Consider the following 22,347-nt stretch of genomic DNA (forward strand, 5'->3'; position numbering starts at 1 on the left):
CGGTCATCGGTCTTCCGACCCGACTGAAAAAGCAAATTCGCCCACGGCCAAGATTGCGGATATACACAAAAATAAAAACCCCATGACTTTTCAGGATCAAATCAGACAAGGTATTCCTTCGGTTTTACCTCCTAAAAGGGAGCGAAACCCGAAGCTTTCCCACGCACCAAAGCGCAAGGACATCCTTTCTCCGGAAGAGAAAAAACTGGCTCTAATGAATGCCCTGCGCTATTTCCCAAAAGCTTGGCATCAAGAACTGGTGGTAGATTTTTTGTCCGAACTGAAGGAATACGGGCGGATCTACATGTACCGCTTCATCCCGGATTACGACATTTTTGCAAGGCCGATCTCGGAATATCCGGCCAAGTCGCCCCAAGCGGCAGCCATCATGCTCATGATCCAAAACAACCTGGATCCGGCCGTGGCCCAGCATCCCGAGGAACTCATCACCTACGGTGGCAACGGAGCCGTTTTCCAAAACTGGGCGCAGTACCTGCTGACGATGAAATACCTGTCCGAAATGACGGAGGAGCAGACGCTGCACATGTATTCGGGCCATCCCATGGGGCTTTTCCCCTCCTCCCCCGACGCTCCCCGCGTGATCGTCACCAACGGTATGATGATCCCCAACTACTCCAAGCCGGACGATTGGGAGCGCTTCAATGCCCTAGGCGTGACGCAGTACGGGCAAATGACCGCGGGCTCTTACATGTATATCGGCCCGCAGGGAATCGTCCACGGCACCACGATCACGGTGATGAATGCCTTCCGGAAAAAGCTTGGTTCGGGCATCTCGCCTGCCGGAAAGATCTTCCTCACCGCCGGACTTGGCGGCATGAGCGGCGCGCAGCCCAAGGCTGGAAATATTGCGGGCTGCATCACGATCTGCGCGGAGGTCAATCCTGCCGCGGCAAGAAAACGCCACGAACAAGGCTGGGTGGACGAGCTGATCGAGAACTTGGATCAACTCGTAAAACGGGTTTCTGAAGCCAAATCCAAACAAGAGGTCGTATCCATTGCCTTTTTGGGAAATATCGTCGACGTCTGGGAGCGATTTGATGCGGAAGGCCTTTTCGTAGAACTGGGCTCCGACCAGACCTCCCTGCACAATCCTTGGGCTGGAGGCTACTATCCCGTAGGGCTTTCTTTCGAAGAATCCAACCGCATGATGGCGGAAAACCCGGAGGAATTTCGCGTTAAAGTCCAGGAATCCCTTCGCCGACAGGCCGCTGCAATCAATCGCCATGCGGCAAAAGGAACCTACTTCTTCGACTACGGCAACGCTTTTCTCCTCGAAGCTTCCCGGGCTGGCGCCGAGGTGATGGCCGAAAACGGCATCGACTTCCGCTATCCGAGCTATGTGCAGGACATCTTGGGGCCGATGTGTTTTGACTATGGCTTTGGGCCTTTCCGATGGGTTTGTACTTCCGGCAAGGCCGAGGATTTGCGGAAGTCCGACCAGATTGCCGCTGGCGTTTTGGAAGAAATCCAAAAAACAGCGCCGGACTCCATCTCCCAGCAGATGCAAGACAACATCACGTGGATCAGAGAGGCGGAAAAAAACCAGCTCGTCGTCGGTTCGCAGGCGAGGATTCTCTACGCCGACGCGGAAGGAAGGGCGAAGATCGCTGCGGCTTTTAATGAAGCAATTGCAAAAGGTAAAATCTCCGCTCCCATCGTGCTCGGGCGAGATCACCACGACGTGAGCGGCACGGACTCGCCCTATCGTGAGACGAGCAATATCTACGACGGCAGCCGGTTTACCGCGGACATGGCCATCCACAACGTGATCGGCGACAGCTTCCGAGGCGCCACCTGGGTCTCCATCCACAACGGCGGCGGAGTCGGCTGGGGCGAGGTGATCAACGGTGGCTTTGGAATGGTGCTGGATGGAAGCGTCGAAGCCGAAAGAAGGCTGAAATCCATGCTTTTCTACGATGTAAACAACGGCATCGCACGAAGAGCCTGGGCAAGGAATTCGGGTTCACTGGAGGCGATCCAACGGGAAATGGAGCGAAGTCCGGGATTGAAAGTGACGATTCCGAATTTGGTGGACGAAGAACTTCTGAAAGGGGCATTTTAATTTCGTCATCAGTCGACGGTCGACAGTCCACTGCACGTCGCGTGATAGCAAAGATGTTTGTTACTAGTATTTAGCTAACTCCTAAATGACCTTTCGACTTCGCTCAAGGTGACACCGGACTGTCAGGTCGAGCGGAGTCGAGACCTTATTCACACGACAAATAACACTAGAAGAATTCCGAATTCCCATTTTGGGTATATTTGATCAAACTGAATCGCAATGCTCACAAAATCTTTGGTCAAAAAACAACTCGACAAACTGCCTGAAGAATTCACTTTGGATGATCTGGTGGAGCAATTGATCCTAGTCCAAAAAATCGAAAAGGGACTGAAGGACTCAGAGGAGGACAAGGTCATTTCGGAAGAAAAACTCGACAGTGAAATCGAAAAATGGTTCAAATAAACTGGACGGATCGGGCTGTTTTGGATTTGAAAGAAATCGCTGATTACATCAGCCGGGATTCCAAAAAGTACGCAAAAATCCAGATTCAACGAATCAAACAGCGAACCCAGATACTGAAGAAAAATCCTTTTTCCGGACAGCTCCTAGACTTCTTCAATCATCCGCAAGTCAGGCAGCTCACTGAAGGAAACTACTTGGTAATTTATTGCGTCAAAAGCGAAACTAGGATTGACATCGTCTCCGTACACCACGCTTCACGAAGTCTCGAAAAAAGGAAACTGGACGTTTAAAAAAGCCTTCGACTCCGCTCAGGCTGACAAAACAAGCCATTTAGCACATTTTAATCCTCCGAAAACACCTCTTCCAGATCGAGCACAAACCCGGGAAGAACGGTGGATTGGATTTTGTCCCCAGAGGTAAAAAGTCGGGAGGGTTGATATTTCCCGTCGACCAGGGTATAAACCAGAAGCGTACACTCTACCGGATGGATGACCCAGTATTCCCGTACACCAAACTCCTCATACAGCTCATACTTATTCTGAAGTTCCACGCGGTTGTTGCTCGGTGAGAGGATCTCCACGATCAGGTCGGGCGCACCTAGGCAACCCTTGTCGTCGAGTTTGGAAGGATCGCAGATCACGGAAAGATCCGGCTGGACTACAGAATCGACCTTTTTGTCCTCAGGATTTCTGGAAAAGCGCACATCAAAGGGAGCGGCGTAAACCTCGCATTTTTTGCCATCCAAAAAACCAGCAACAATCCGGGACAAAGCCATGGAAACCTTCTGATGCCTCCTGCTCGGTGCGGCGGCTTTTTTGAACACCTTCCCCTTAATCAGCTCGACGATTTCCTCAAAATTCCAATTGAGGTAATCCGCGTAGGTATAGCCTGTGAAGGAATCGCTGGGTTCATGAAAAGCATCGATGTCGATCTTCTCTCTTTGCGGAATTCGGTATTCTTTCATGGTCGGAAGCTCCAATTGACAACAAAACTAACAAGCAACTTTTCTTAAGTTAGCATATAATCCGCTATTTTGGTACAGGGTAAATCAGCGATCGCAAACTCGGATTATAGTCCACAGACCACAGTCAACGGTCCACCGACATGGCCGCAAAGCGTCCTTTTCTACTTTCACATTTTCTAAACTTCGCATGAATCTGAATCAAAATCCATCCCCTTTTCACTGGTCAGGCCGCAAGTCCGAGCAAACCGAATATTGGCACCAAGCCGTCCAAACCATCTCCAACCTGAAGATCAGCCAAGACGCCGGGGACAAGATCGGGATCTTGGGCTACTCCGGTGAGGAGGGCGTGATCCGCAACCAAGGCCGCATCGGCACCATCGAAGGGCCGTCCGTCATCCGTAAGATGCTCGGCTCGATCGCCCTGCACTTGCCGGAAAACCTGCCCATTTTGGACTATGGCGACGTGTTTACCCTGGATCAGGATATGGAGGCTTCCCATGATGCGATCACACGAATCACCTACGACCTGCTTGCCTCCAAGCATTTCCCTGTGCTCTTGGGCGGCGGGCACGACCTGGCCTTCGCCCATGGCCGCGGAGTGCAGAAGTTCGTGGGGGAAAAGAACCAGAAACTAGGAATCATCAACCTGGACGCGCATTTTGACCTGCGTCCGCTGGTGCGGGACAAGGGTCATTCCGGTTCGCCTTTCCTCCAGCTTGCCAACGAATATCCCGACAACTTCCACTACCTGGCCCTGGGAATACAGCGTGCTGCAAATCCTCGCTCCCTCTTCGAAACAGCCGAAAAACTGAAAGCCAAATACATCGTGATGGAGGACTTCCGCCTGCACAACTGGGAATTTATCCAGGAGCAGATCCTGTGGTTTATCGACTCGGTGGACAAGATCTACCTCAGCATCGATATGGACGGGTTTTCTTCCGCCTTCGCTCCGGGAGTCTCGGCCCCCTCTCCCATGGGCTTCAATCCCCAGATTGCCTTCAAGGTCTTTGAGCTGATCGTGAAAAGCAAAAAACTCATCAGTCTCGACGTGGTGGAGCTCAACCCTCAGTTTGACCAGGACAACGCTACGGCAAGGCTAGCGGCAAGGGCTGTGGAGTATATCGTGAGGAAAAAGTTTGTAACTCAGTAAAATGAAAAAGAGCCTGATTTGATCGTCAGGCTCTTTTGTTTACCAAGACCTTCCAGGTTTCGAAAACCTGGAAGGTCTGACTTTACTTTAAGGTATCCACTTCACCTTGCTGAAGTCCGGCTTGCGCTTTTCCAGAAAGGCATTTCTACCTTCCACTGCTTCCTCGGTTCCATAGGCCAGTCGCGTCGCTTCTCCGGCGAAAACCTGCTGCCCCACCATCCCGTCGTCGGTCAGGTTCATGGCAAACTTCAGCATTTTGATCGAGGTTGGCGATTTGGCCAAGATCTCTTGAGCCCATTGATAGGCTGTATCTTCCAGCTCTGCGTGCGGGATCACGGCATTGACCATTCCCATTTCGAAGGCCTCTTGCGCGGAGTAGTTTCTTCCCAAAAAGAAGATCTCTCGCGCTTTCTTCTGCCCCACCATCTTGGCGAGATAGGCCGAACCATAGCCGCCGTCGAAGCTGGTCACGTCCGCATCTGTCTGCTTGAAGATCGCGTGCTCCTTGCTCGCCAGCGTCATATCACAGACCACGTGAAGGCTGTGTCCGCCGCCCACTGCCCAACCGGGCACAACCGCAATCACTACCTTTGGCATAAAGCGGATCAAGCGCTGCACCTCCAGGATATTCAGGCGATGGTAGCCGTCCTCACCTACGTATCCTTGGTTTCCACGTGCCTTTTGGTCGCCGCCGGAGCAGAAAGCCCAACCGCCGTCCTTCGGCGAAGGCCCCTCCCCACTCAGCAGCACCACGCCGATCGAGGTATCCTCCTGCGCATCGTAGAAGGCATCATACAGTTCGGCGGTCGTCTTTGGACGAAAGGCGTTGCGCACCTCGGGTCGGTTGAAGGCGATGCGGGCCACGCCATTGCATTTTTTATAGGTGATATCTTCGTATTCCTTGGTAGTAATCCACTCCATGATTTTCGTTTTGGTTAAAAATCCGATTTTTGTGCAAGATAGCAGCCTCGCCTGAGATTTGACCCAAAACCAGCCCCAACCCGCGCCTTTTCCATGTTTCAGCTTCATATCGCAAACCAGATTTTCGCCCAGCCCATCGACTTTGAAGGAGACTTTTCCGGCTTTTCGGAGATGGAAAAAGCCGCGCTGGACTTTTGCAAAGCCTGGCTTTCGGGGCAGAAAAACTTTATCCAGCAGACTTCCGGCTCCACCGGCATCCCCAAAAAGATCGAACTGACCCGCGAACAAATGCAGGCCAGCGCCGCAGCGACAGGGGATTTTTTCCAAACCCACACGGAAAGCCGACTACTTTGCTGCCTCAGTCCGGAGTACATTGCCGGCAAGATGATGCTAGTGCGCGCGATGGTCTGGGACTGTCCGATCTGGCTGGTTGAGCCGAGCGGAAATCCTTTGGAAGGCCTTGACTTTATCCCCGATTTCGTAGCAATGGTTCCGCTTCAAGTAGAAAAATCGATGAAAAGTCCTAAGTCTCTCGAAGTCCTCCAGCAGGTCGAAAATCTAATCATCGGCGGCGCGCCGATTTCCGAAACACTAAAAAAGCAGCTGTTGAAAAATCAGATCCGCGCCTGGCAAACCTACGGCATGACCGAGACGGTCTCGCACGTTGCTCTGGCGAAAATCACGGATGAATCACTTGTCTACCAAACGCTTCCCGGCGTAGAAATCGGCCAAGACGAACGGGAAGCACTTTGGGTCAAATCGCCCATGAGCGGGGCGCACCCAATCCAAACCAACGACCTGGTAGAGCTCATTTCGCGCACCAGCTTCCGCTGGCTGGGTCGGGCGGACTTTGTGGTCAACTCGGGCGGGATCAAGCTCCATCCCGAGCTGCTGGAGGGAAAAGCCGAAGCTGCTGTTCAGGCTCTTTTTCCGGGTTCGCGCTTTTTCTTTATCGGAGAAAAAGACGAAAAGCTGGGAGAACGACTCGTTTTGGTACTGGAAAGCCCGGAAAACAAAGAGAAATCAGCGGCATTGCTCAAACAATTGGAGGCAGTTTTGGGTAAATACGAAGTGCCAAAAAAAATCCTTTTCCGCTTGGCTTTTGCGGAAACCGCCAGCGGAAAAGTCAACCGCAGACTTAGCTTCGAAGGCCTATGACATTTTTGACACTCCTCTTTTCCCTGCTGCTTTCAGGGCTTCATACCAGCCAAAACCAGGCTTCGGACTTGCATGTCCAGATTGGGGAAACCCGCTCCGACCGTGGTAAAATACTGGTTTTGGTCTTTGATCAGGAGGAGGGGTTTCCAGATCAAGTTGACAAGGCCTTTCGCAAGTTTGCCCTTTCGCCCCAAAACGGAAAAGCCGAGCTCACGCTTTCGAACCTGCCTCCCGGCAAGTATGCGTTCACAGTGCTCCACGACGAGGACGGCGATGAAAAAATGGCCACCAATTTCCTTGGCATACCGACTGAGAAGTACGGCTTTTCCAACAATCCGAGAATCTACTTCAGCCCACCCAGCTTTGAGAGCGCCGCGGTAGCCCTGGACGGAAAGCCCAAAACCATTCAGATTAAGCTGCGCTAGTCGATATTGCGGAGCCAACCCGTGATGCTGATGCGCTCCTTGTTGGTCGGCAAGACTTCATGGGGGATTTCTCCGCTGAGGAAGACCACCAGCCTGCCACCCAAGGGCAAAATATCCTCGACCAATTCCGAGCCGTCTTCCTGCGGCAGGTACATGCGCAACGCACCTCCATCGGCCGGTGTCCAGGAGTCATTCAAGTATAGAATCACCGTCACCAGGCGATGCGGCACAGCCTGAAACTGGTCTAGGTGCCGCACATAAAATGACCCAATGGGATACCTCGCAAAGTGGCTTTCAAAAGAGCGCAAACCCAGAAAACAACGCTGGTTTACCGCCTGGCGCACTCCCTCAACTTTTTCCCAGTATTCGGCTTGTAGTGGACTCAAATCCTCGGCGTCCATCCAGAGCACCTGGTCGTTGCGGATCTCGGTACGGATCTGCTTTTTCTCCCCCACACCCACGGCGGCATGCCGGAATTTGCCTTGGTTGAGCAGCGCTATCTGCTCTTCCAGGAGGGCTTTTCGAAACTCCTCGTCGACAAAGCCATCGACGACGACATAGGATTTTTGGTAAATCTCCGCCGAAATATGATCCAGAAGTTCTTCCACGGGAATGGGGTTTAGGCTGCAAAATAACCACTTAATTGGGCGAAAAACCATACTTTTGCGCAAAGCAAAAACGATGAATTCTTCAAAAAGCAGCTATACCGGCCTGGTGCTCGAATACGACTCAGGGATCGTCCCTCCTCCCTACAGCCATGTTTTTCGCCTTGCCATGGACTGGACCAAAGGCTCGCTCAGCGTCGCGCTGGACCTCCACTACACCGAGCGGGAAGAGCTGAGCGAAGAGGAAATCCTCGACGAAGGCTTCACTCCCAACGACGACTACAGCCACAAGGGGGCGCTGGACTCCGTCTGGATCAAGCCCCTGCAGCAGCTCTATGACAAAAGCCGCTGGACCAACAAGGACATCGAAGAAGGCGGCATCACCGTGTCCCCCATCGAGAAGGGAAAGGACGAGGGCGTAAAAATCCCCGCCAACCAGGAAGAATGGCAGCTCATGGCGCAGGACCTGATCCAGGCGATCTATGAGACCGTGAAAAAAGAAGCGCCGCTCAAGGTCAACTATCGCCTCGTCGACAACGAGCAGACCACCGACTGCAGTGTCACCGTGCACTTTTCCAATCGGCAAGTGATTTTTGAGAAAAACGGAACCTCCCGCACCATCAACTGGGAGTACGCCATACAGCTCATGAAACTGGTCTTCACGCCGGACTACCACTATGAAATGGCCAAGGAAGAAGCAGGCAAAAAGCGCGGCGCCTACATCGACTGTGGGGACGGCTACTGGCACGAGCTGGGCAAGGGCGTGGTCAACATCGATCCTTCCTTCGATGCCGTTGGCAAAATCAAAGCCGGCTTCGAAGATTTGGTTTCTGACTGAAAACCAAATAATTGTATTTGAAACCTGATTTCGCTACATTAAAAGGAGAAATCAGTTTTTTTTTATGGCAAACGGAAAAATTTTTATCAGCTACCGAAGGGAGGACACTTCGGGGGAGTCTGGCAGACTCAAGGACAAGCTTGAACAGGTCTTTGGCCAGGAAAACATCTTCTACGATGTGGAGACCTTGGAAGCTGGGCTGAATTTTGACCAATCCATCGCCAAGGCCCTCGGGGAAAGCAAGGTCCTCCTGGCCATGATCGGCCCACACTGGCTGAAAGTCGCCGACTCCAAGGGAGTGCTCCGCCTCCAAAAAGAGGACGACTGGGTCCGCAAGGAAATCGCAGAGGCACTCAGAAGGGAACTGCGCGTCATACCCATCTTGGTCAATGGTGCCGAGATGCCGGGACGGGAAGACCTGCCCAGTGACTTGAAGGAGCTTTCCCTCAAGCATGCCCAAGAACTCTCCAGCTCCCGATGGAACTATGACGTGGGGGAGCTGACCAAAGTGCTGGAGAAAATCATAGCCAAAAAGCCGGAACCCAAACCCCAACCCAAGCCGAACCCCGCGCCCTTCCCCACACCAGATCCCCAGCCCAAAAGTTGGCTGGTAAAAAACTACCTGTGGATATTGGGAGGTGTGGTCGCTTTCTCGGTCTTGATCGCTATGTGCTCGGATCCCGACACTGACACCTACCCAATCGAAGACACCAACACGCTATCCGCTGAAACACCTACCGACGGCTCAGGAGCTGCCACCAACCCCGCAAGTCCGCCTGATTTGCAGGAAAGCGATACGCAGACTGGCGAAGACTACGACTTTGACCTGGCCGGTGAATGGTCGCTCTACCTGAATGGCCAAAAAGTAAGTGTCTTCGCCTTCAGCCAAAACGGGGCAAGCGTTGCCTACTATGAGTACGACCTGCTCAACCAAAGAACCGGAGAAGGCAAGGGGCTGCTGGACGGAGAGTTTTTGGAGATGGACTATTACAGTACCGCCACGGCAGTCTCCGGCACGATATCCATGAGCACGCAAAACTCGGGACAAAGCTGGGCCGGGACGATCTATTTCCCGGCATCGGGAGTCTCGGCGCAGGTGGAACTGGCCAAATACTAACCCCGGATCTTTCTCAGGTCTGCGTGGATATCGCGGATCATTTCTCCCAGATCATCCAGCGTAAGCGGCTTTTTCTTATCCCCCGGATTGGGAAAGTCGGTACTGATAAAAGCTTTGGCCTCCCAAATCTCCAACACGTCCTCGCCTCGCACCTCATAGGGCTTGTAGTGATCGTTGTCAGAGACCAGGAAAAGTTTCCCGTTTTCCTCCAGGTAGTTAAACACCCGCTTGTACACCACACCCTCGGTCTGGGTGACCAGCACGTAAGTTTTTCCACTTTTGATCTCCCTCAGCTGCTCCACGTAGGCTCCTATCACGACCGTCCCTGGCACGAGTGGCAGCATGGAGTCACCAGAGAGCTCAAAAGCCCGATAGGTAGCCTGCCGGGACAACTGGGGCAGGTGAAACTGCGGCAGAGTCTCCATGTACTCGGGATCCGCAAAACCGTTCAGATACCCAGCCGAAGCCTTCTGTCCCACCAGGGTAATATTCTCGCGATCCGACTCGTCTGCCGCGATGGTCAGGATGCTGATTCCACGTTTCTGGACAGCCTTCCTTCCCTTTGACTCGATATCGTGCTCCAGCAGCTCCTCGACGCCCACATCCAGGATTTCGCAGAGCTTTTGCAGCGTGGCCAGCTTGGGCTCGGAGCGTCCGTCTTCATAGGCCGAGATCATCGTCCGCTGCACGTCCAGCTGCTCGGCTAGATCGTTTTGGGTGATGGCCTTTTGCTTGCGCAAAAAACGGAGGTTGGAGGACAGAAAGCTCATGCCGAAAAGAGGTAAAAATTATGGTCATCGGAAGTGGGCGCTACCGGAAAAAATGGATTGAGGTTCATCGCGTCCATCCTCCGCTGCTCCAGCCTGTTTTTGATCTCCTCGATGATGTCTCCGACCGGCTTGGGCTCAGTGACGAGCAGGTAGCCGTACTGCGGTCTTTGCTGATCTTCTACAAAAAACTTGACCTGGCAATTGCCCGACGCAAGGGTCTTGGTCGTGATGCTGATTTTTTCGGCGTGTTCCATAGCTGTTTCAGATTTACGCCAGCTAAGTTAGAAATGTTGTTTTTATAAACATATCGATGATCAAAAAATAAACATCCTTTCCGACGATTTCTGTCAGTTTTCCACCCAGTCTCGCAACACGCTATAAATCAACGGACATCAGGATGGAGAATCCGGATTTTTTTTCCAAGATCCACTGCTTATTCGGTTTTATTACCGCTCAACTAATTCTCACCTGACATCCTTCTTTTATCTGGCTTCCTTTGTAGGCTACTATATCCGCTCTCCAGACTACCCAAGAATCCCGGAGTAGAAACACGAGAAACCGCAATAAACCATGAAATACCTATTATCCCTTGCACTCTTTTTGTCAGGCCTGTGTGGCGCTTTTTCCCAGACCTACACCGTGAGGGGAAAAGTACAGGACACCGGCAACCAACAGGGGATTCCCTACGCCAATGTCCTTTTGCTTTCCGTAGCCGACTCCGCGCAGGTCGCCGGCGTGATCTCCGACCCCGAGGGCAATTTTGAACTTACCACCTCTTCTGAGGGAGATTTTATCCTCAAAATCCAATACCTGGGGTACCAGAGCGCCTTCAAAAGTATCCACATCACAGGGGACTTGGACATCGGCACTTTGGGCATAGGTGAGGAAGCCACTGCACTGAGCGAGGTGGTCGTGGCTGCCAGGCGATCGAGCGGCACCCAGAAGAGCGACACGACGATGTACAATGCCGACGCCTTCAAGACCATGAAGGACGCCAGCGCACAGGTGCTGATCGAAAAACTCCCCGGCGTGGTCTCTGACAACGGAACCCTCCAAGCCCAGGGCGAAAGCATCGCCCAAATCCTCGTGGACGGGAAGCCCTTCTTTGGCACGGACGTCAAAACTGCCCTGCAAAATCTCCCTGCGGAAGTGATCCAGAGCATCGAGATCTTTGACCAAAAAAGCGAAAAAGCCCAGCTCAGCGGATTTGACGACGGGCAACGACTCAAGACCATTAACATCATCACCAAACCCAACCGCCGCAAGGGCCAGTTTGGCAAGGCGACCGCGGGATATGGAACCGACGAGCGCTACATGGCCGGCGCCAGCATCAACGCCTTTGACGAGGATAGACGCATCACCTTTACCGGCCTGACCAACAACATCAACATGCTCAACTACTCGAGCGACCCCAATTCCCAGGACAACTCCAACCCCCAAGAAGGCATCATCACCACCAACATCCTGGGACTGAACTACACCGATCTCTGGGGTGAAAAAATCAAGGTCACCGGAAGCTATGTCTTTTCCAAGCGGGAAAACGTAGGTGTGGTCAACAGGTTCCGCGACTTCGTGACCACGGACGAGTCCAGCCAGTTTTACACCGAGACTGCCACCGACTTTCGCAGCAACGACCAGCACCAGGCCCACCTTCGTCTGGACTACAACATCGACGACAAAAACAGAATCCTGTACATCCCCCGATTTTCGGCCCGCTTCGAGACGGAGCGCTCAGCTTTCACCGGCCAGACCGAGGACGGCTCGGGCCTGATCAACGAGGTGGACAACCTCAAGACCGGCTACTACAAGGACTACGACCTGTTCAACCGCCTACTCTACAGCCACAAGTTTGACAAGCCTGGCCGTACGCTCACGCTCCGGGCCAACTTTGCCAACAACCTGAACATCGACGAATCTGACCGCAAAGCGAGAAACACCTACTACGAGTCTGACGGGGTGAGAAATGAAAACCTGGACCAGCGCACCACCCGCGAGCGTACGGGAGACTCCTGGGAGACGGGCATTTCCTACACCGAGGCTTTGGGCAAAAGAGGCCAGATGGAGATCGAATATGAAATCGGCAACCGAGGCAACGACTCCGACAAACTGACCTTTGACGTCGAGGGCGGGGACTTTGAGACAGGCACCCTTTACCTGGACACGGCTCTGAGCAATACCTTCCAAAGCGAGTATCTCACCCAGGAGCTGGAGGTAGGCTATCAATACAGTGCCGAAAAACTCAAGGTACAGGCGGAAGTCCAGTACCAAGACGCCCAGCTGGACAATTCCCAGGAATTTCCGGAGCCATTTGAGCTGAGCAGAAACTTCAACAGCATCCTGCCTACGGTGAGGATGGAGTATAAGTTTTCGCCCAACACCAACATCCAGCTGGACTACGACACGCAGACCAACGAACCGCACATCAGCCAACTGCAATCGGTGATCGACAACTCCAATCCCCTGCAGCTGCGCACGGGAAACCCAGAGCTCGACCAGTCCTACCGAAACCAGTGGAGAATGAGGCTGAGAAGCAACAATCCCGACACCGACAAAAGCTGGTTTGTGTACGCCCAGGCAAGCGTGGTCGACAACTACATCACCAACAGCTCTTTCATCGCCCAAGAGCCCACCGAAATCCAAGACGGGATCATCCTCGAAAAAGGCTCCCAGCTCAACAAACCAGTCAACCTGGACGGGTATTTCGAATTCAGGTCCTGGATGAACTACGGCATGCCCCTGGACTTCATCAAGTCCAAACTGAACGTCAACCTAGGCGGCGGGGTGTCCAAACTGCCCAGCTTGGTGAATGATGCGGTCGGCTTCAACAATTCCCAGCGCATCGTGACCGGCTTCTCCGTCAACTCCAGCATCAGCGATCAGATCGACTTCAACATCTGGTCGAGATCTTCATTCAACGACGTGGAAAACACCGTCAACCCAAGCCTCAACAACCACTTCTTCCAGCAGCGTTTTCGCGTGAACTTCAACTGGATCTTCTGGGCGGGATTTGTGTACCGACTCGACCTCAACCACCAGATCAACTCCGGGCTCTCCGAAGGCTATGACAACAACTTTTCCCTGGTCAACATGAGCTTGGGCAAAAAGGTCTTTGGCAACCAGCGGGGCGAAGTCAGCCTGATGGTCTATGACCTGCTCGGCCAAAATGCCAACGTCCGCAGAAACATCGCCGAGACCTACATCGAAGACGTCCAGACCAACGTCCTCCAGCAGTACGTCATGCTGTCCTTCACCTACAACCTGCGCCGATTCAGCAAGGGCATGGACGAGGACAAATACAATCAGATGTACCAAAACAACTGATCTCCAGTGTGAAGTAGGCAGTCTGCAGCAGCCGCTCCTAAGTAGTGGATGTGAGTAGTAAGTCGTGAGTGGTGTGTGCCAGACTACTCGCGACTTACTACTCACACTTTCTGACCAAACTGTGACTGATCACTGCCTAGGGAATCTATCTTTCCCAAAAAGCCGGCGGTGCGATCCCCAAAGCCCTCAGATACACATAGCCCTGCCCGCGATGGTGTACTTCATTGTCGATGAAATACAATAAGGTGCAGTATCCCTGATCTTCGTATTGGCCGAAAGCCACCAACTTTTCCTGGAACCGTCCTTCGGGAATTTGCGCCCAGTATTCGTTGATCTGCTCGGTGGTCTGATCCCAAAGCTCCAGCAGCTTGGCCTTGTTGCCTTGGGCTTGATCACGCTCGTCCAGCTCTTTCCACTCGTCCGTAGCCAGCCCCACCACTCCCGGCCCGGCGATGGCAAGCAGCTCCGCGACCAGGACTCCAAAAGTCCGCATGCCTCCGATGCTGAAAGAAAAAAGATCTTTTTCGGGAAAGGCCTCAATCGTTCTTCGGGTCAGCGCCCGATGTCCTTGCCAGTGGGCAAGCAGTTGTTCTTTGGAGATCAGCGTTTCGTTTTTCACTTGGGTTTCCATGTTTTTTTTTGGTTTAGGTTAGATATTGACCCAAAGAAACAGCCGCCGAGTGACAGCCCTATGTCAGCAGGCTTTTCGTATTTTTCACTTTTTATAAAAAATCAAACGCATGAACCGGATCGACCGCCTCACGGCCATCCTTACCCAACTACAATCCAAGCGAGTCACCAAAGCCCAAGAGATCGCCGACCGGTTTTCTATCAGTCTACGGACGGTCTATCGGGATGTGCGGGCCTTGGAAGAGGCGGGCGTCCCGGTCATCGGCGAGGCGGGACAGGGCTATTCCCTGGTCGAGGGCTACCGCCTTCCGCCGGTGATGTTCACCCAAGAGGAGGCACAAGCGATGGTCGTGGCTGAGAAAATCTTCGAAAAGCTCTCCGACCGCAGCAGTTCGGATCATTTCCACTCGGCCATGCTCAAGATCAAGTCTGTCCTTCGCAGTTCGGAAAAAGATCGGATAGACCAGCTTTCACCCCTGGTAGCAGTATTCCGCAACCGCAACCAACTCCAGCTCAAGGGCAAGGACGAACACTTGCGTCTGATCCTCGATGCGCTGGGCGCCAAAAAACTGCTGGAGATGGAATACACGACCTTTGATGAGGAAAAGACCAGCACGCGAACGGTAGAATCGGTAGGCGTATATTACGCTTTTGAGCAGTGGTATATGATCGCCTGGTGCCGCCTGCGGCGGGACTATCGCACCTTTCGTCTAGACCGCATCCAGCGGCTCAGGGTACTGGAGGAAAGCTACAGTCCCACAGGACACCCTACCTTGAAGGAATACATCGACAAAGTCCGCGCCTCGGAAAATCTGCTGCAGATCGTCTTGGCGGTGCCCTTTCCCACGGAAAAGTACCTGCGCGAGCAGAAGTATAACCAAGGTTTCGTGATGGAAAAACGAATGGACGACCATGTAGAAATGACTTTTATGACTTCCCACTTGGAGGGCTTCGTACGCTGGCTGGTGTGCCTAGCCGACCAGGTCCGCATCCTAGCCCCTTTCGAGGCCAAGGAAAGAATGAAAATACTGGCGGAAGAGATTCGGTCTAACTCGCAAGGCTGAGACAAAAGGCAGCAACCAAACGCGAAATCAGTCTTTTCCCCACCCTCAAAAAGCCGCGCATGGCATAGCCAGCTTCCTACACCCAAACTGCTCTTCAAGCCCTGCATTGCACTTTTTAGTATTTTCCGAGAAACAAACAACTTGAAAAAGTACCAATCACTTTTCTTAAAAGTACAATATTCGGTAGATTGAAAAGAGACAGTCAGTTCCTTTGCTGTGTAACTGACATCGGTACCCGCTCGGGTTACACCATTTTTACCCGTTTTCTTTCAACTAAAATAAACCCAAAAACAATGAAGAATCTCTTTCCAAATTCCCTTGGAGGGCTGTTGCTGATTTTGGCTTTGACAGTCTTCCAAACAGGTTGCCTTTCAGACGGCAGCGAGCAAGAACAACCCCTGGACCCCAGCATGGATCTCGATGAAACGATGGGGGTTCCCGATGCATTCCCTCTCGAAAACATGAGAATGGACGGAGCTACCGCCAAGATGCTGGGTAAGCTCAGATCGGCTACAGCGAAATACCACCGTTTGGAGGTGGCTCTAGAGGATGGCTATATCCTTGGCTCAGAATGTGTCGCCTCGGCGGACGGCGGGATGGGCTTTCACTACATTTTGCCGCCGGCCATTGATGGTGCGCTGGACTACGACCAACCCGAGGCATTGCTCTATGAGATGGACAAACATGGCAAGCTAAAGCTCGTAGGGATAGAATATGTCATTGTGGCCGCGCTTTGGGATCTGGAAAATGACGATACACCCCATTTCGGCGTACAAGTCTTTGACGAAGTACCCGCTCCAGTTCCACTTCCTTTCGACAACTACCAGCTCCATGTCTGGGTATGGAAAAACAATCCGGCGGGGATTTTCATGAAATACAATCCCAACGTCAAGTGTCTTTAAATCCCTAGCCAAATGGAGAGAGAAAGCGCTCTCTTTCCTCGTCACGTTCATCAAAAAAGCCCCAGGCAGCATGTGCTACCTGGGGCTTCAAATTTCCAATATCCAATAACTACCTCCCAAACTTCCCCTTCAGCATCGCCAGCTTTTCGGCCATGGTGCCTTGGGGCTCCTCGGCTTTTTGCGATTTCTGGGCGGGCTTGCCTTGACTTTTGCCCCGCTCCGCAAAAGGATCGGACTTCATGCTAAGGCCAATCCGCTTTCTCGGAATATCCACTTCCATCACCGTCACCTGCACTTTTTGGCTTACGCTTACGACCTCATTGGGATCTTTCACAAAGCGATTTGCCAAGTGGCTCAGGTGAACCAAACCGTCCTGATGCACTCCGATATCCACAAAAGCCCCAAAAGCCGTGATGTTCGTGACCACTCCAGGCAGCTTCATGCCGACCTTCAGATCCGCCATGGAATTGACCCCATCTTGGAACTGGAACACCTCAAAAGTCTCCCGAGGGTCTCGCCCCGGCTTGGAGAGTTCGTCCACGATATCCTGTAGCGTGGGCAGGCCGACGGTCTCAGACACGTAGTTTTTCAGGACGATTTTGCTACGCAAATCCTCCGAACCCATCAGCTCCTGCACGGAGGCCTTGAGGTCTTTGGCCATTTTTTCCACCAGCTCGTAGCGCTCGGGGTGCACCGCCGAGCCGTCGAGAGGATGCTTGGCGTTGCGGATTCTCAGGAAGCCTGCCGCCTGCTCATAGGCCTTTTCGCCCAAACGAGGCACTTTCTTGAGTTGGGATCGGGAGGAAAAAGGCCCGTTTTCCGCACGGAAGTCCACGATGTTTTGAGCCAGGCTTGGCCCTAAGCCGGACACATAGGTCAAAAGCTCCTTCGAGGCCGTGTTGACCTCCACACCTACGCCGTTCACGGCGGACATCACTGTATCGTCCAAAGCACTTTTCAGCGCATTTTGGTCCACGTCATGCTGGTACTGGCCTACTCCGATGGACTTGGGGTCGATCTTCACGAGTTCCGCCAGCGGATCCATGAGTCTGCGGCCGATCGACACCGCTCCCCTCACGGTGAGGTCCAAGTCTGGAAATTCGTTTCTCGCCACTTCCGAAGCGGAATAGATAGACGCGCCGGACTCGTTGACCATGGTCACGATGACCGACTTGGGAAGACCCAGGTTTTTCACAAAAGCCTCCGTCTCGCGACCGGCGGTGCCGTTGCCGATGGCGATGGCCTGGATGCTAAACTTCTCCACCAATCCCTTCACGGTCATGCCTGCGACGGCAGTCTGGCGCTGGGGTTCGTGGGGAAAAATCGCTTCGTAGTGCAAAAGCTGCCCCTGAGGGCCAAGACAAACGAGCTTACATCCTGTCCGGAAACCCGGGTCAATGGCCATCACGGACTTTTCGCCCAAAGGCGCCCCCAGGAGCAACTGGCGCAGGTTTTCCGCAAACACACGGATCGCCTCTTCGTCGGCTTTCTTCTTGGTCAACAGGCGAACCTCCGTCTCCATGCTCGGCTTGAGCAGTCGTCTGTACGAGTCTTTCACGGCGATTTTCACCTGCTCCACGGCGGAGTTTGCCGCGTCTTGGATGACTTCTTTCTCGATTCGAGCCAAAGCGGAAGCCTCCTCTGGACAGGAGTCCAGCATCAGAAACAGCTCCTTTTCCCCTCTCCGCATCGCCAAGACGCGGTGTGAAGGTGCGGACTTGATCGGCTCAGACCAGTCAAAATAGTCCTTGTATTTGATCGCCTCGTTTTCCTTGCCGGGAATCACGCGGGAAGTAAAAGTCCCTTCGTCGAGGAAGAGCTTGCGCATCTTTTCGCGGACCAGGGCGTTTTCGTTGACCCACTCGGCGATGATGTCGCGGGCGCCTTGGAGTGCTTCCTCCACGCTTTTGACTTCCAATTCCTCGTTCAGATAGTGGACGGCTTCGGCCTGAAGGTCAAAGGACTCTTGCGCAAAAATCCGCTCCGCCAGTGGCTCCAAGCCTTTTTCGCGGGCGATGGTTGCCTTGGTTCTGCGCTTGGGCTTGTAGGGCAGGTAGATGTCTTCCAGCTTGGACATGGTCTCTGCCCCTTCGATGGCTTTCTTCAGCTCAGGGGTCATCTTGCCCTGTTCTTCCACGGATTTCAGAATCGCGTCTCGGCGCTTGTCCAGCTCGCGAAGCTGCTCAATGCGGTCACGGATGCTCGCCACCTGTACCTCGTCCAGGGTGCCAGTGGCCTCTTTTCTATATCGGGAGATGAAAGGGACCGTCGCCCCTCCGTCCAAAAGTTCTACTGTAGCCTGTACCTGATGGGGTTTCACGCCCAGTTCGGAGGCGATTTTGATCTCGTAATTCATATTTTCGGGAATTCTGTCATGCTTGCAAAACGCCGCAAGTTACGGTCTCATTGGAATTGGGAAAGCGCAAATTGTGATCGGCGTCACTAAGGGTCTGGATTATAGATTGTAAAATTGGGACTGGGATTGGAAAATTTGAAAATTGAAAGATTGGAAAATTGTGCTGTGTCGTGTCAGTCCGAGCACCTGAGCGACGAGAGTCGCGAAGTCGAGGACAGGGCTTCGACTTCGCTCAGCCTGACAGTGGTCAAACGCTACTCATTAAGCGGCCTACCTTTCAAACCTTCGAGGTTTTTCAAAACCTCAAATGTGATCCAAAACCTCGTATTTCGTAAATCGTACTTCGTCCTTAAGAATGGATTGGAAAAAAGAATTTAAGTCCTGGGGCCTGATTTTGGCCTTTTTCGCATTTCTCTACTTCACAGGCCTATTGCCCGTGATCCAAGGCGGTCTGCAGTCGGTCCTGCTCGCCACGGGCCTGATGAAGCCCAAAATCGAAATCCCCGATCTGAAAGACCAAAAATTCGACTACCGAGGCCAGTTTCGCGACTTTGAGGGAAACGTGGTCAATCTCCAAGATTACCGTGGCAAAACACTTTTCATCAACCTCTGGGCTTCCTGGTGCGGCCCCTGCCGCGCCGAAATGCCCCACATCTCCGAACTTTACAAATCTGTCAAAGACACCCCGGAGCTGGAGTTTCTGATGATAGGACTGGACAACGATATCGCCAAAAGCCAGAATTTCATGGAAGGGAAAACCTGGGCTTTCCCTGTCGTCCATGCCAGCTTTGGGCTCAACCAAAGCCTGCAAAGCGAATCCATCCCCACGACTCTCGTCGTAGACAAAAACGGAAAAATAGTCTTCTACCAGCAGGGCATGAGCAATTTCAACACCGAGGAGTTTCGTGCTTTTCTGAAGTCGCTTTAGGCAAAACAGCCCCCTTATGATTCCTAAACGCCTTGATCTGGTCAGCCTGAGCACTGGAGTGACGAGAGTCACGGATATCGAAGGCGACTCCAATCAATAACTCCACATTTCGACTTCGCTCAATGTGACAGGCTCCTTTTTTTGACAGTACAGGTTGGCTGACTTGGCGATTTGTCGTAATCTTGGAGCATTCCCAAGTAACCCATGAAAAAGTCTCCCATTTTAGTCCTGTGGGCATTTTTTGCAGTATTTTCTGTCCATGCCCAAAACTCCGTCCTTTGGTACCAGCAGCCCGCGGAAAAATGGGAAGACGCGCTGCCCATCGGAAACGGCAGACTCGGTGCGATGGTCTTCGGCATCCCCGGCCACGAGCGCATCCAGCTCAACGAGGACTCCATGTGGCCCGGTGGCCCAGACGACTGGGATCTGGCGGACGGCACCCCGGCCGATCTCGCCCAAATCCGTGAATACCTCATCGCCGGAGACCACAAGAAGTCCGATTCCCTGCTGGTTTTGAAGTTTTCACGCAAGGATGTCACCCGCTCCCACCAGACCATGGGCGACCTCTGGTTTGACTTTGACTGGGAAAACGTCACCGACTATAAGCGCAGCCTCGATCTCCACAGCGCCATCACGCTCACCGAGTTTAAGAGCGAGGGACACGCGGTGATGCAGGAGGTCTTTGCCTCCGCTCCGGATCAAGCCATCCTCATCAAGCTCAAAACCGACCATCCTGAGGGCTTTCGCGGCCTGATTCGCATGGATAGACCGATGGACCAGGAGCATCCGACGGCGGAATCCAAAGCCCTCAACGACAACCTACTGGAGATGAGGGGCATGGTCACCCAGCGTGGCGGACAGATCGACTCCAAGCCTTTCCCCATCCTGAATGGCGTGAAATTCCGCGTTCTTTTGCTCGCGCAAAACCAAGACGGCGAAATCAAGGCAATGCCTGAAGGGCTACTGGTCGGTGGTGCAAAGGAAATCCACCTCAAGCTCGTCGCCGAGACGAGCTACTATGAAAAGGACTTTGCCAAAAAGGCCGAAGCCAGACTCGACGAGATAGCCTTCAGCAGCTGGGGACAGCTGCGACAGGCGCATGAGCGGGAATACCAATCTTGGTTTGACCGAATGAGCCTAAAGCTGGGCCCGAATGGCACCGACCAAACCCCGACCGACCAGCGCATCGCCAATGCTAAGGCCGGGCAGCAGGATCTGCATCTGGAGAAGCTGCTCTTCGACTTTGGACGCTACCTGCTCATCTCCTCCTCCCGGCCGGGCACCAATCCCGCCAACCTACAGGGACTCTGGAATCAGCACATCTCGGCGCCTTGGAATGCCGACTACCACCTGAACATCAACTTGCAGATGAACTATTGGCCGGCTGAGGTAACCAACCTCAGCGAGCTGCATGGGCCGCTTTTCGACTTCACCGACGAGCTGATCGAAAACGGGAAAAAGCCAGCCTCCCAAAACTTCAAGATGAAGGGAGCCATGCTTCCCCACACGACCGACCTTTGGAAAATCCCCTTCCTACAAGCCCGAACGGCTTATTGGGGCAGCTGGATCGGAGCTGGAGCCTGGCTGGGAAGACATTATTGGGAGCACTACCTTTTCACCCAAGACGAGGAATTCCTGGAGGAAAGAGCCCTTCCGGCCTTCACGCAGATCGCACAGTTCTATTCCGATTGGTTGATGATCGACCCTCGGGATGGCAGGCTGGTTTCAGCACCTTCCACTTCTCCCGAAAACCAGTTCATCAATGAAAAAGGCGTAAAAGCCGCCTCCACCATGGGTGCGGCGATGGACCAGCAGCTGATTGCCGACATATTTGGCATCTACCTCCAAGCCAACGAACTGGTAGGAAAGCGCTCGACGCTGAGCGACAAGGTCCGCAGCCAGCTCGCCCAACTTCGGCCCGGCGTGCAACTGGGTTCGGATGGACGAATCCTGGAATGGGACCGCGAATACGAGGAACCGGAAAAAGGCCACCGCCATATGTCCCACCTCTACGCGTTTCATCCCGGTGCGGCGATCACCAAGGCAGGCAGCCCAGACCAATTTGATGCCGTGAGAAAGACCCTCGACTATCGACTCGCTAATGGCGGAGCAGGCACGGGCTGGTCTCGCGCTTGGCTGATCAATTTCTCCGCCCGACTGATGGATGGGGAGATGGCGCACGAGCACATCCAAAAGCTGCTTGCAACCGGCCTCTACACCAATCTTTTTGACGCCCATCCCCCCTTCCAGATCGACGGAAACTTCGGCTACACCGCTGGCGTGGCAGAAATGCTGCTGCAGTCCCACGAAGAGGGCATCATCCGTGTGCTCCCCGCCCTGCCCAAGGCCTGGCGCTCCGGCGAAGTAAAGGGAATGAAGGCCAGAGGCGGTTTTACGCTGGATTTCTCCTGGGAAAACGGAGAGGTGAAAACCGTGAAAGTCCACTCCGACAAAGGCAAAAAAGTCGTGCTTTTCGCGGATGGCTCCGAGATCGACCTGCTTCTGAAAGCCGGCGAAAGCATAGAAATGGAGTTTTGAATCGCTAGTTTTCACCACAGAGAGCACAGAGGAAAAGGAGTGTCAAGGCATAGCTTTTTAGCAATGTCCTCACATCCCTTCCCCGTACTTTTCTATAGATCACCAAGGAAGGCTTAGCTTTCAAATCCTTCGCGCCTTTCAGTCTTTGTGGCCATTGATTCTCTGCGAAAACTCC

Annotated in this window: 20 protein-coding genes; 13 read left to right on the plus strand and 7 right to left on the minus strand. The window is 53.3% G+C overall.

The genetic code is table 11. The annotated features are described in order from the left end of the window. Nucleotides 1-82: 82 nt before the first annotated feature. The 3 genes from hutU to J0A68_RS23175 all read left to right on the plus strand — a co-directional run bounded on the left by hutU (nt 83) and on the right by J0A68_RS23175 (nt 2,775). The gene (gene hutU, locus J0A68_RS17390; protein WP_206579503.1) at nt 83-2,083 is read left to right on the plus strand and encodes a urocanate hydratase; all 2,001 of its coding nucleotides are present in this window, start codon (nt 83-85) and stop codon (nt 2,081-2,083) included. A gap of 219 nt (nt 2,084-2,302) precedes the next feature. After that, nucleotides 2,303-2,485 carry a hypothetical protein gene (locus J0A68_RS17395; protein WP_206579504.1) on the plus strand — a complete coding sequence of 61 codons (183 nt, stop codon included), beginning with the start codon at nt 2,303-2,305 and terminating at the stop codon, nt 2,483-2,485. Next, nucleotides 2,473-2,775 (plus strand): type II toxin-antitoxin system RelE/ParE family toxin, encoded by a 303-nt coding sequence (locus J0A68_RS23175; RefSeq protein ID WP_206579505.1) that lies wholly within the window; start codon nt 2,473-2,475, stop codon nt 2,773-2,775. The genes J0A68_RS17395 and J0A68_RS23175 overlap by 13 nt, the downstream gene beginning before the upstream one ends. 50 nt (nt 2,776-2,825) lie before the next feature. Here the strand turns inward: J0A68_RS23175 and J0A68_RS17405 are convergent, their stop codons facing one another. Further along, entirely contained in the window at nt 2,826-3,449 is a 624-nt protein-coding gene (locus J0A68_RS17405) for a Uma2 family endonuclease (protein ID WP_206579506.1), read from the minus strand. A gap of 187 nt (nt 3,450-3,636) precedes the next feature. Between J0A68_RS17405 and hutG the strand changes: the two genes are divergently transcribed. Further along, nucleotides 3,637-4,599: a formimidoylglutamase gene (gene hutG / locus J0A68_RS17410; protein ID WP_206579507.1), complete on the plus strand. Its 963-nt coding sequence runs from the start codon at nt 3,637-3,639 to the stop codon at nt 4,597-4,599. Between the two features lie 87 nt (nt 4,600-4,686). Here the strand turns inward: hutG and J0A68_RS17415 are convergent, their stop codons facing one another. Then, a complete protein-coding gene (locus tag J0A68_RS17415) occupies nt 4,687-5,520 on the minus strand; it encodes a 1,4-dihydroxy-2-naphthoyl-CoA synthase (protein ID WP_206579508.1) in 834 nt (277 codons plus the stop codon). Between the two features lie 93 nt (nt 5,521-5,613). Here J0A68_RS17415 and J0A68_RS17420 point away from each other — a divergent pair, with 93 nt between their 5' ends. After that, complete coding sequence (locus tag J0A68_RS17420) at nt 5,614-6,678, plus strand: AMP-binding protein (RefSeq protein ID WP_206579509.1); 1,065 nt, start codon at nt 5,614-5,616, stop codon at nt 6,676-6,678. Then, nucleotides 6,675-7,103, plus strand: coding sequence for a DUF2141 domain-containing protein (locus tag J0A68_RS17425; protein ID WP_206579510.1), 429 nt, complete (start codon nt 6,675-6,677; stop codon nt 7,101-7,103). The genes J0A68_RS17420 and J0A68_RS17425 overlap by 4 nt, the downstream gene beginning before the upstream one ends. Here J0A68_RS17425 and J0A68_RS17430 read toward each other — a convergent pair. Then, nucleotides 7,100-7,711, minus strand: coding sequence for a 2OG-Fe(II) oxygenase (locus tag J0A68_RS17430; RefSeq protein ID WP_317195128.1), 612 nt, complete (start codon nt 7,709-7,711; stop codon nt 7,100-7,102). The two genes, J0A68_RS17425 and J0A68_RS17430, sit on opposite strands and share 4 nt — an antisense overlap. A 73-nt stretch (nt 7,712-7,784) precedes the next feature. On the opposite strand from J0A68_RS17430, the gene J0A68_RS17435 reads away from it, so the two are divergent. Together J0A68_RS17435 and J0A68_RS17440 are read left to right on the plus strand one after the other, a co-directional pair. Then, entirely contained in the window at nt 7,785-8,546 is a 762-nt protein-coding gene (locus tag J0A68_RS17435; RefSeq protein WP_206579512.1) for a hypothetical protein, read from the plus strand. Between the two features lie 64 nt (nt 8,547-8,610). Further along, nucleotides 8,611-9,663, plus strand: coding sequence for a toll/interleukin-1 receptor domain-containing protein (locus J0A68_RS17440; protein ID WP_206579513.1), 1,053 nt, complete (start codon nt 8,611-8,613; stop codon nt 9,661-9,663). On the opposite strand, the gene J0A68_RS17445 is transcribed toward J0A68_RS17440, so the two are convergent. After that, complete coding sequence (locus J0A68_RS17445; protein WP_206579514.1) at nt 9,660-10,433, minus strand: helix-turn-helix domain-containing protein; 774 nt, start codon at nt 10,431-10,433, stop codon at nt 9,660-9,662. The two genes, J0A68_RS17440 and J0A68_RS17445, sit on opposite strands and share 4 nt — an antisense overlap. Then, on the minus strand, nt 10,430-10,687 hold the full coding sequence (locus J0A68_RS17450) for a hypothetical protein (RefSeq protein ID WP_206579515.1): 258 nt from the start codon (nt 10,685-10,687) through the stop codon (nt 10,430-10,432). The genes J0A68_RS17445 and J0A68_RS17450 overlap by 4 nt, the downstream gene beginning before the upstream one ends. A gap of 316 nt (nt 10,688-11,003) precedes the next feature. Here J0A68_RS17450 and J0A68_RS17455 point away from each other — a divergent pair, with 316 nt between their 5' ends. Further along, entirely contained in the window at nt 11,004-13,754 is a 2,751-nt protein-coding gene (locus tag J0A68_RS17455) for an outer membrane beta-barrel protein (protein ID WP_206579516.1), read from the plus strand. A gap of 145 nt (nt 13,755-13,899) precedes the next feature. On the opposite strand, the gene J0A68_RS17460 is transcribed toward J0A68_RS17455, so the two are convergent. Beyond that, entirely contained in the window at nt 13,900-14,385 is a 486-nt protein-coding gene (locus J0A68_RS17460; protein WP_206579517.1) for a DinB family protein, read from the minus strand. 109 nt (nt 14,386-14,494) lie between these two features. Here J0A68_RS17460 and J0A68_RS17465 point away from each other — a divergent pair, with 109 nt between their 5' ends. Both J0A68_RS17465 and J0A68_RS17470 read left to right on the plus strand, forming a co-directional pair. Beyond that, nucleotides 14,495-15,448, plus strand: coding sequence for a helix-turn-helix transcriptional regulator (locus J0A68_RS17465; RefSeq protein ID WP_206579518.1), 954 nt, complete (start codon nt 14,495-14,497; stop codon nt 15,446-15,448). A 293-nt stretch (nt 15,449-15,741) separates the two neighbouring features. Further along, nucleotides 15,742-16,350, plus strand: a complete 609-nt coding sequence (locus J0A68_RS17470; RefSeq protein WP_206579519.1) for a hypothetical protein — start codon at nt 15,742-15,744, stop codon at nt 16,348-16,350. A 109-nt stretch (nt 16,351-16,459) separates the two neighbouring features. Here the strand turns inward: J0A68_RS17470 and J0A68_RS17475 are convergent, their stop codons facing one another. After that, the gene (locus J0A68_RS17475; protein WP_206579520.1) at nt 16,460-18,706 is read right to left on the minus strand and encodes a Tex family protein; all 2,247 of its coding nucleotides are present in this window, start codon (nt 18,704-18,706) and stop codon (nt 16,460-16,462) included. Between the two features lie 355 nt (nt 18,707-19,061). Between J0A68_RS17475 and J0A68_RS17480 the strand changes: the two genes are divergently transcribed. Continuing rightward, on the plus strand, nt 19,062-19,634 hold the full coding sequence (locus tag J0A68_RS17480; RefSeq protein ID WP_206579521.1) for a TlpA family protein disulfide reductase: 573 nt from the start codon (nt 19,062-19,064) through the stop codon (nt 19,632-19,634). Nucleotides 19,635-19,838: 204 nt separating this feature from the next. Further along, nucleotides 19,839-22,172 (plus strand): glycoside hydrolase family 95 protein, encoded by a 2,334-nt coding sequence (locus J0A68_RS17485; RefSeq protein WP_206579522.1) that lies wholly within the window; start codon nt 19,839-19,841, stop codon nt 22,170-22,172. The last annotated feature ends 175 nt before the right edge of the window (nt 22,173-22,347 follow it).

The sequence above is a fragment of the Algoriphagus oliviformis genome, from assembly GCF_017254915.1.
Taxonomy (GTDB): Bacteria; Bacteroidota; Bacteroidia; order Cytophagales; family Cyclobacteriaceae; genus Algoriphagus; species Algoriphagus oliviformis.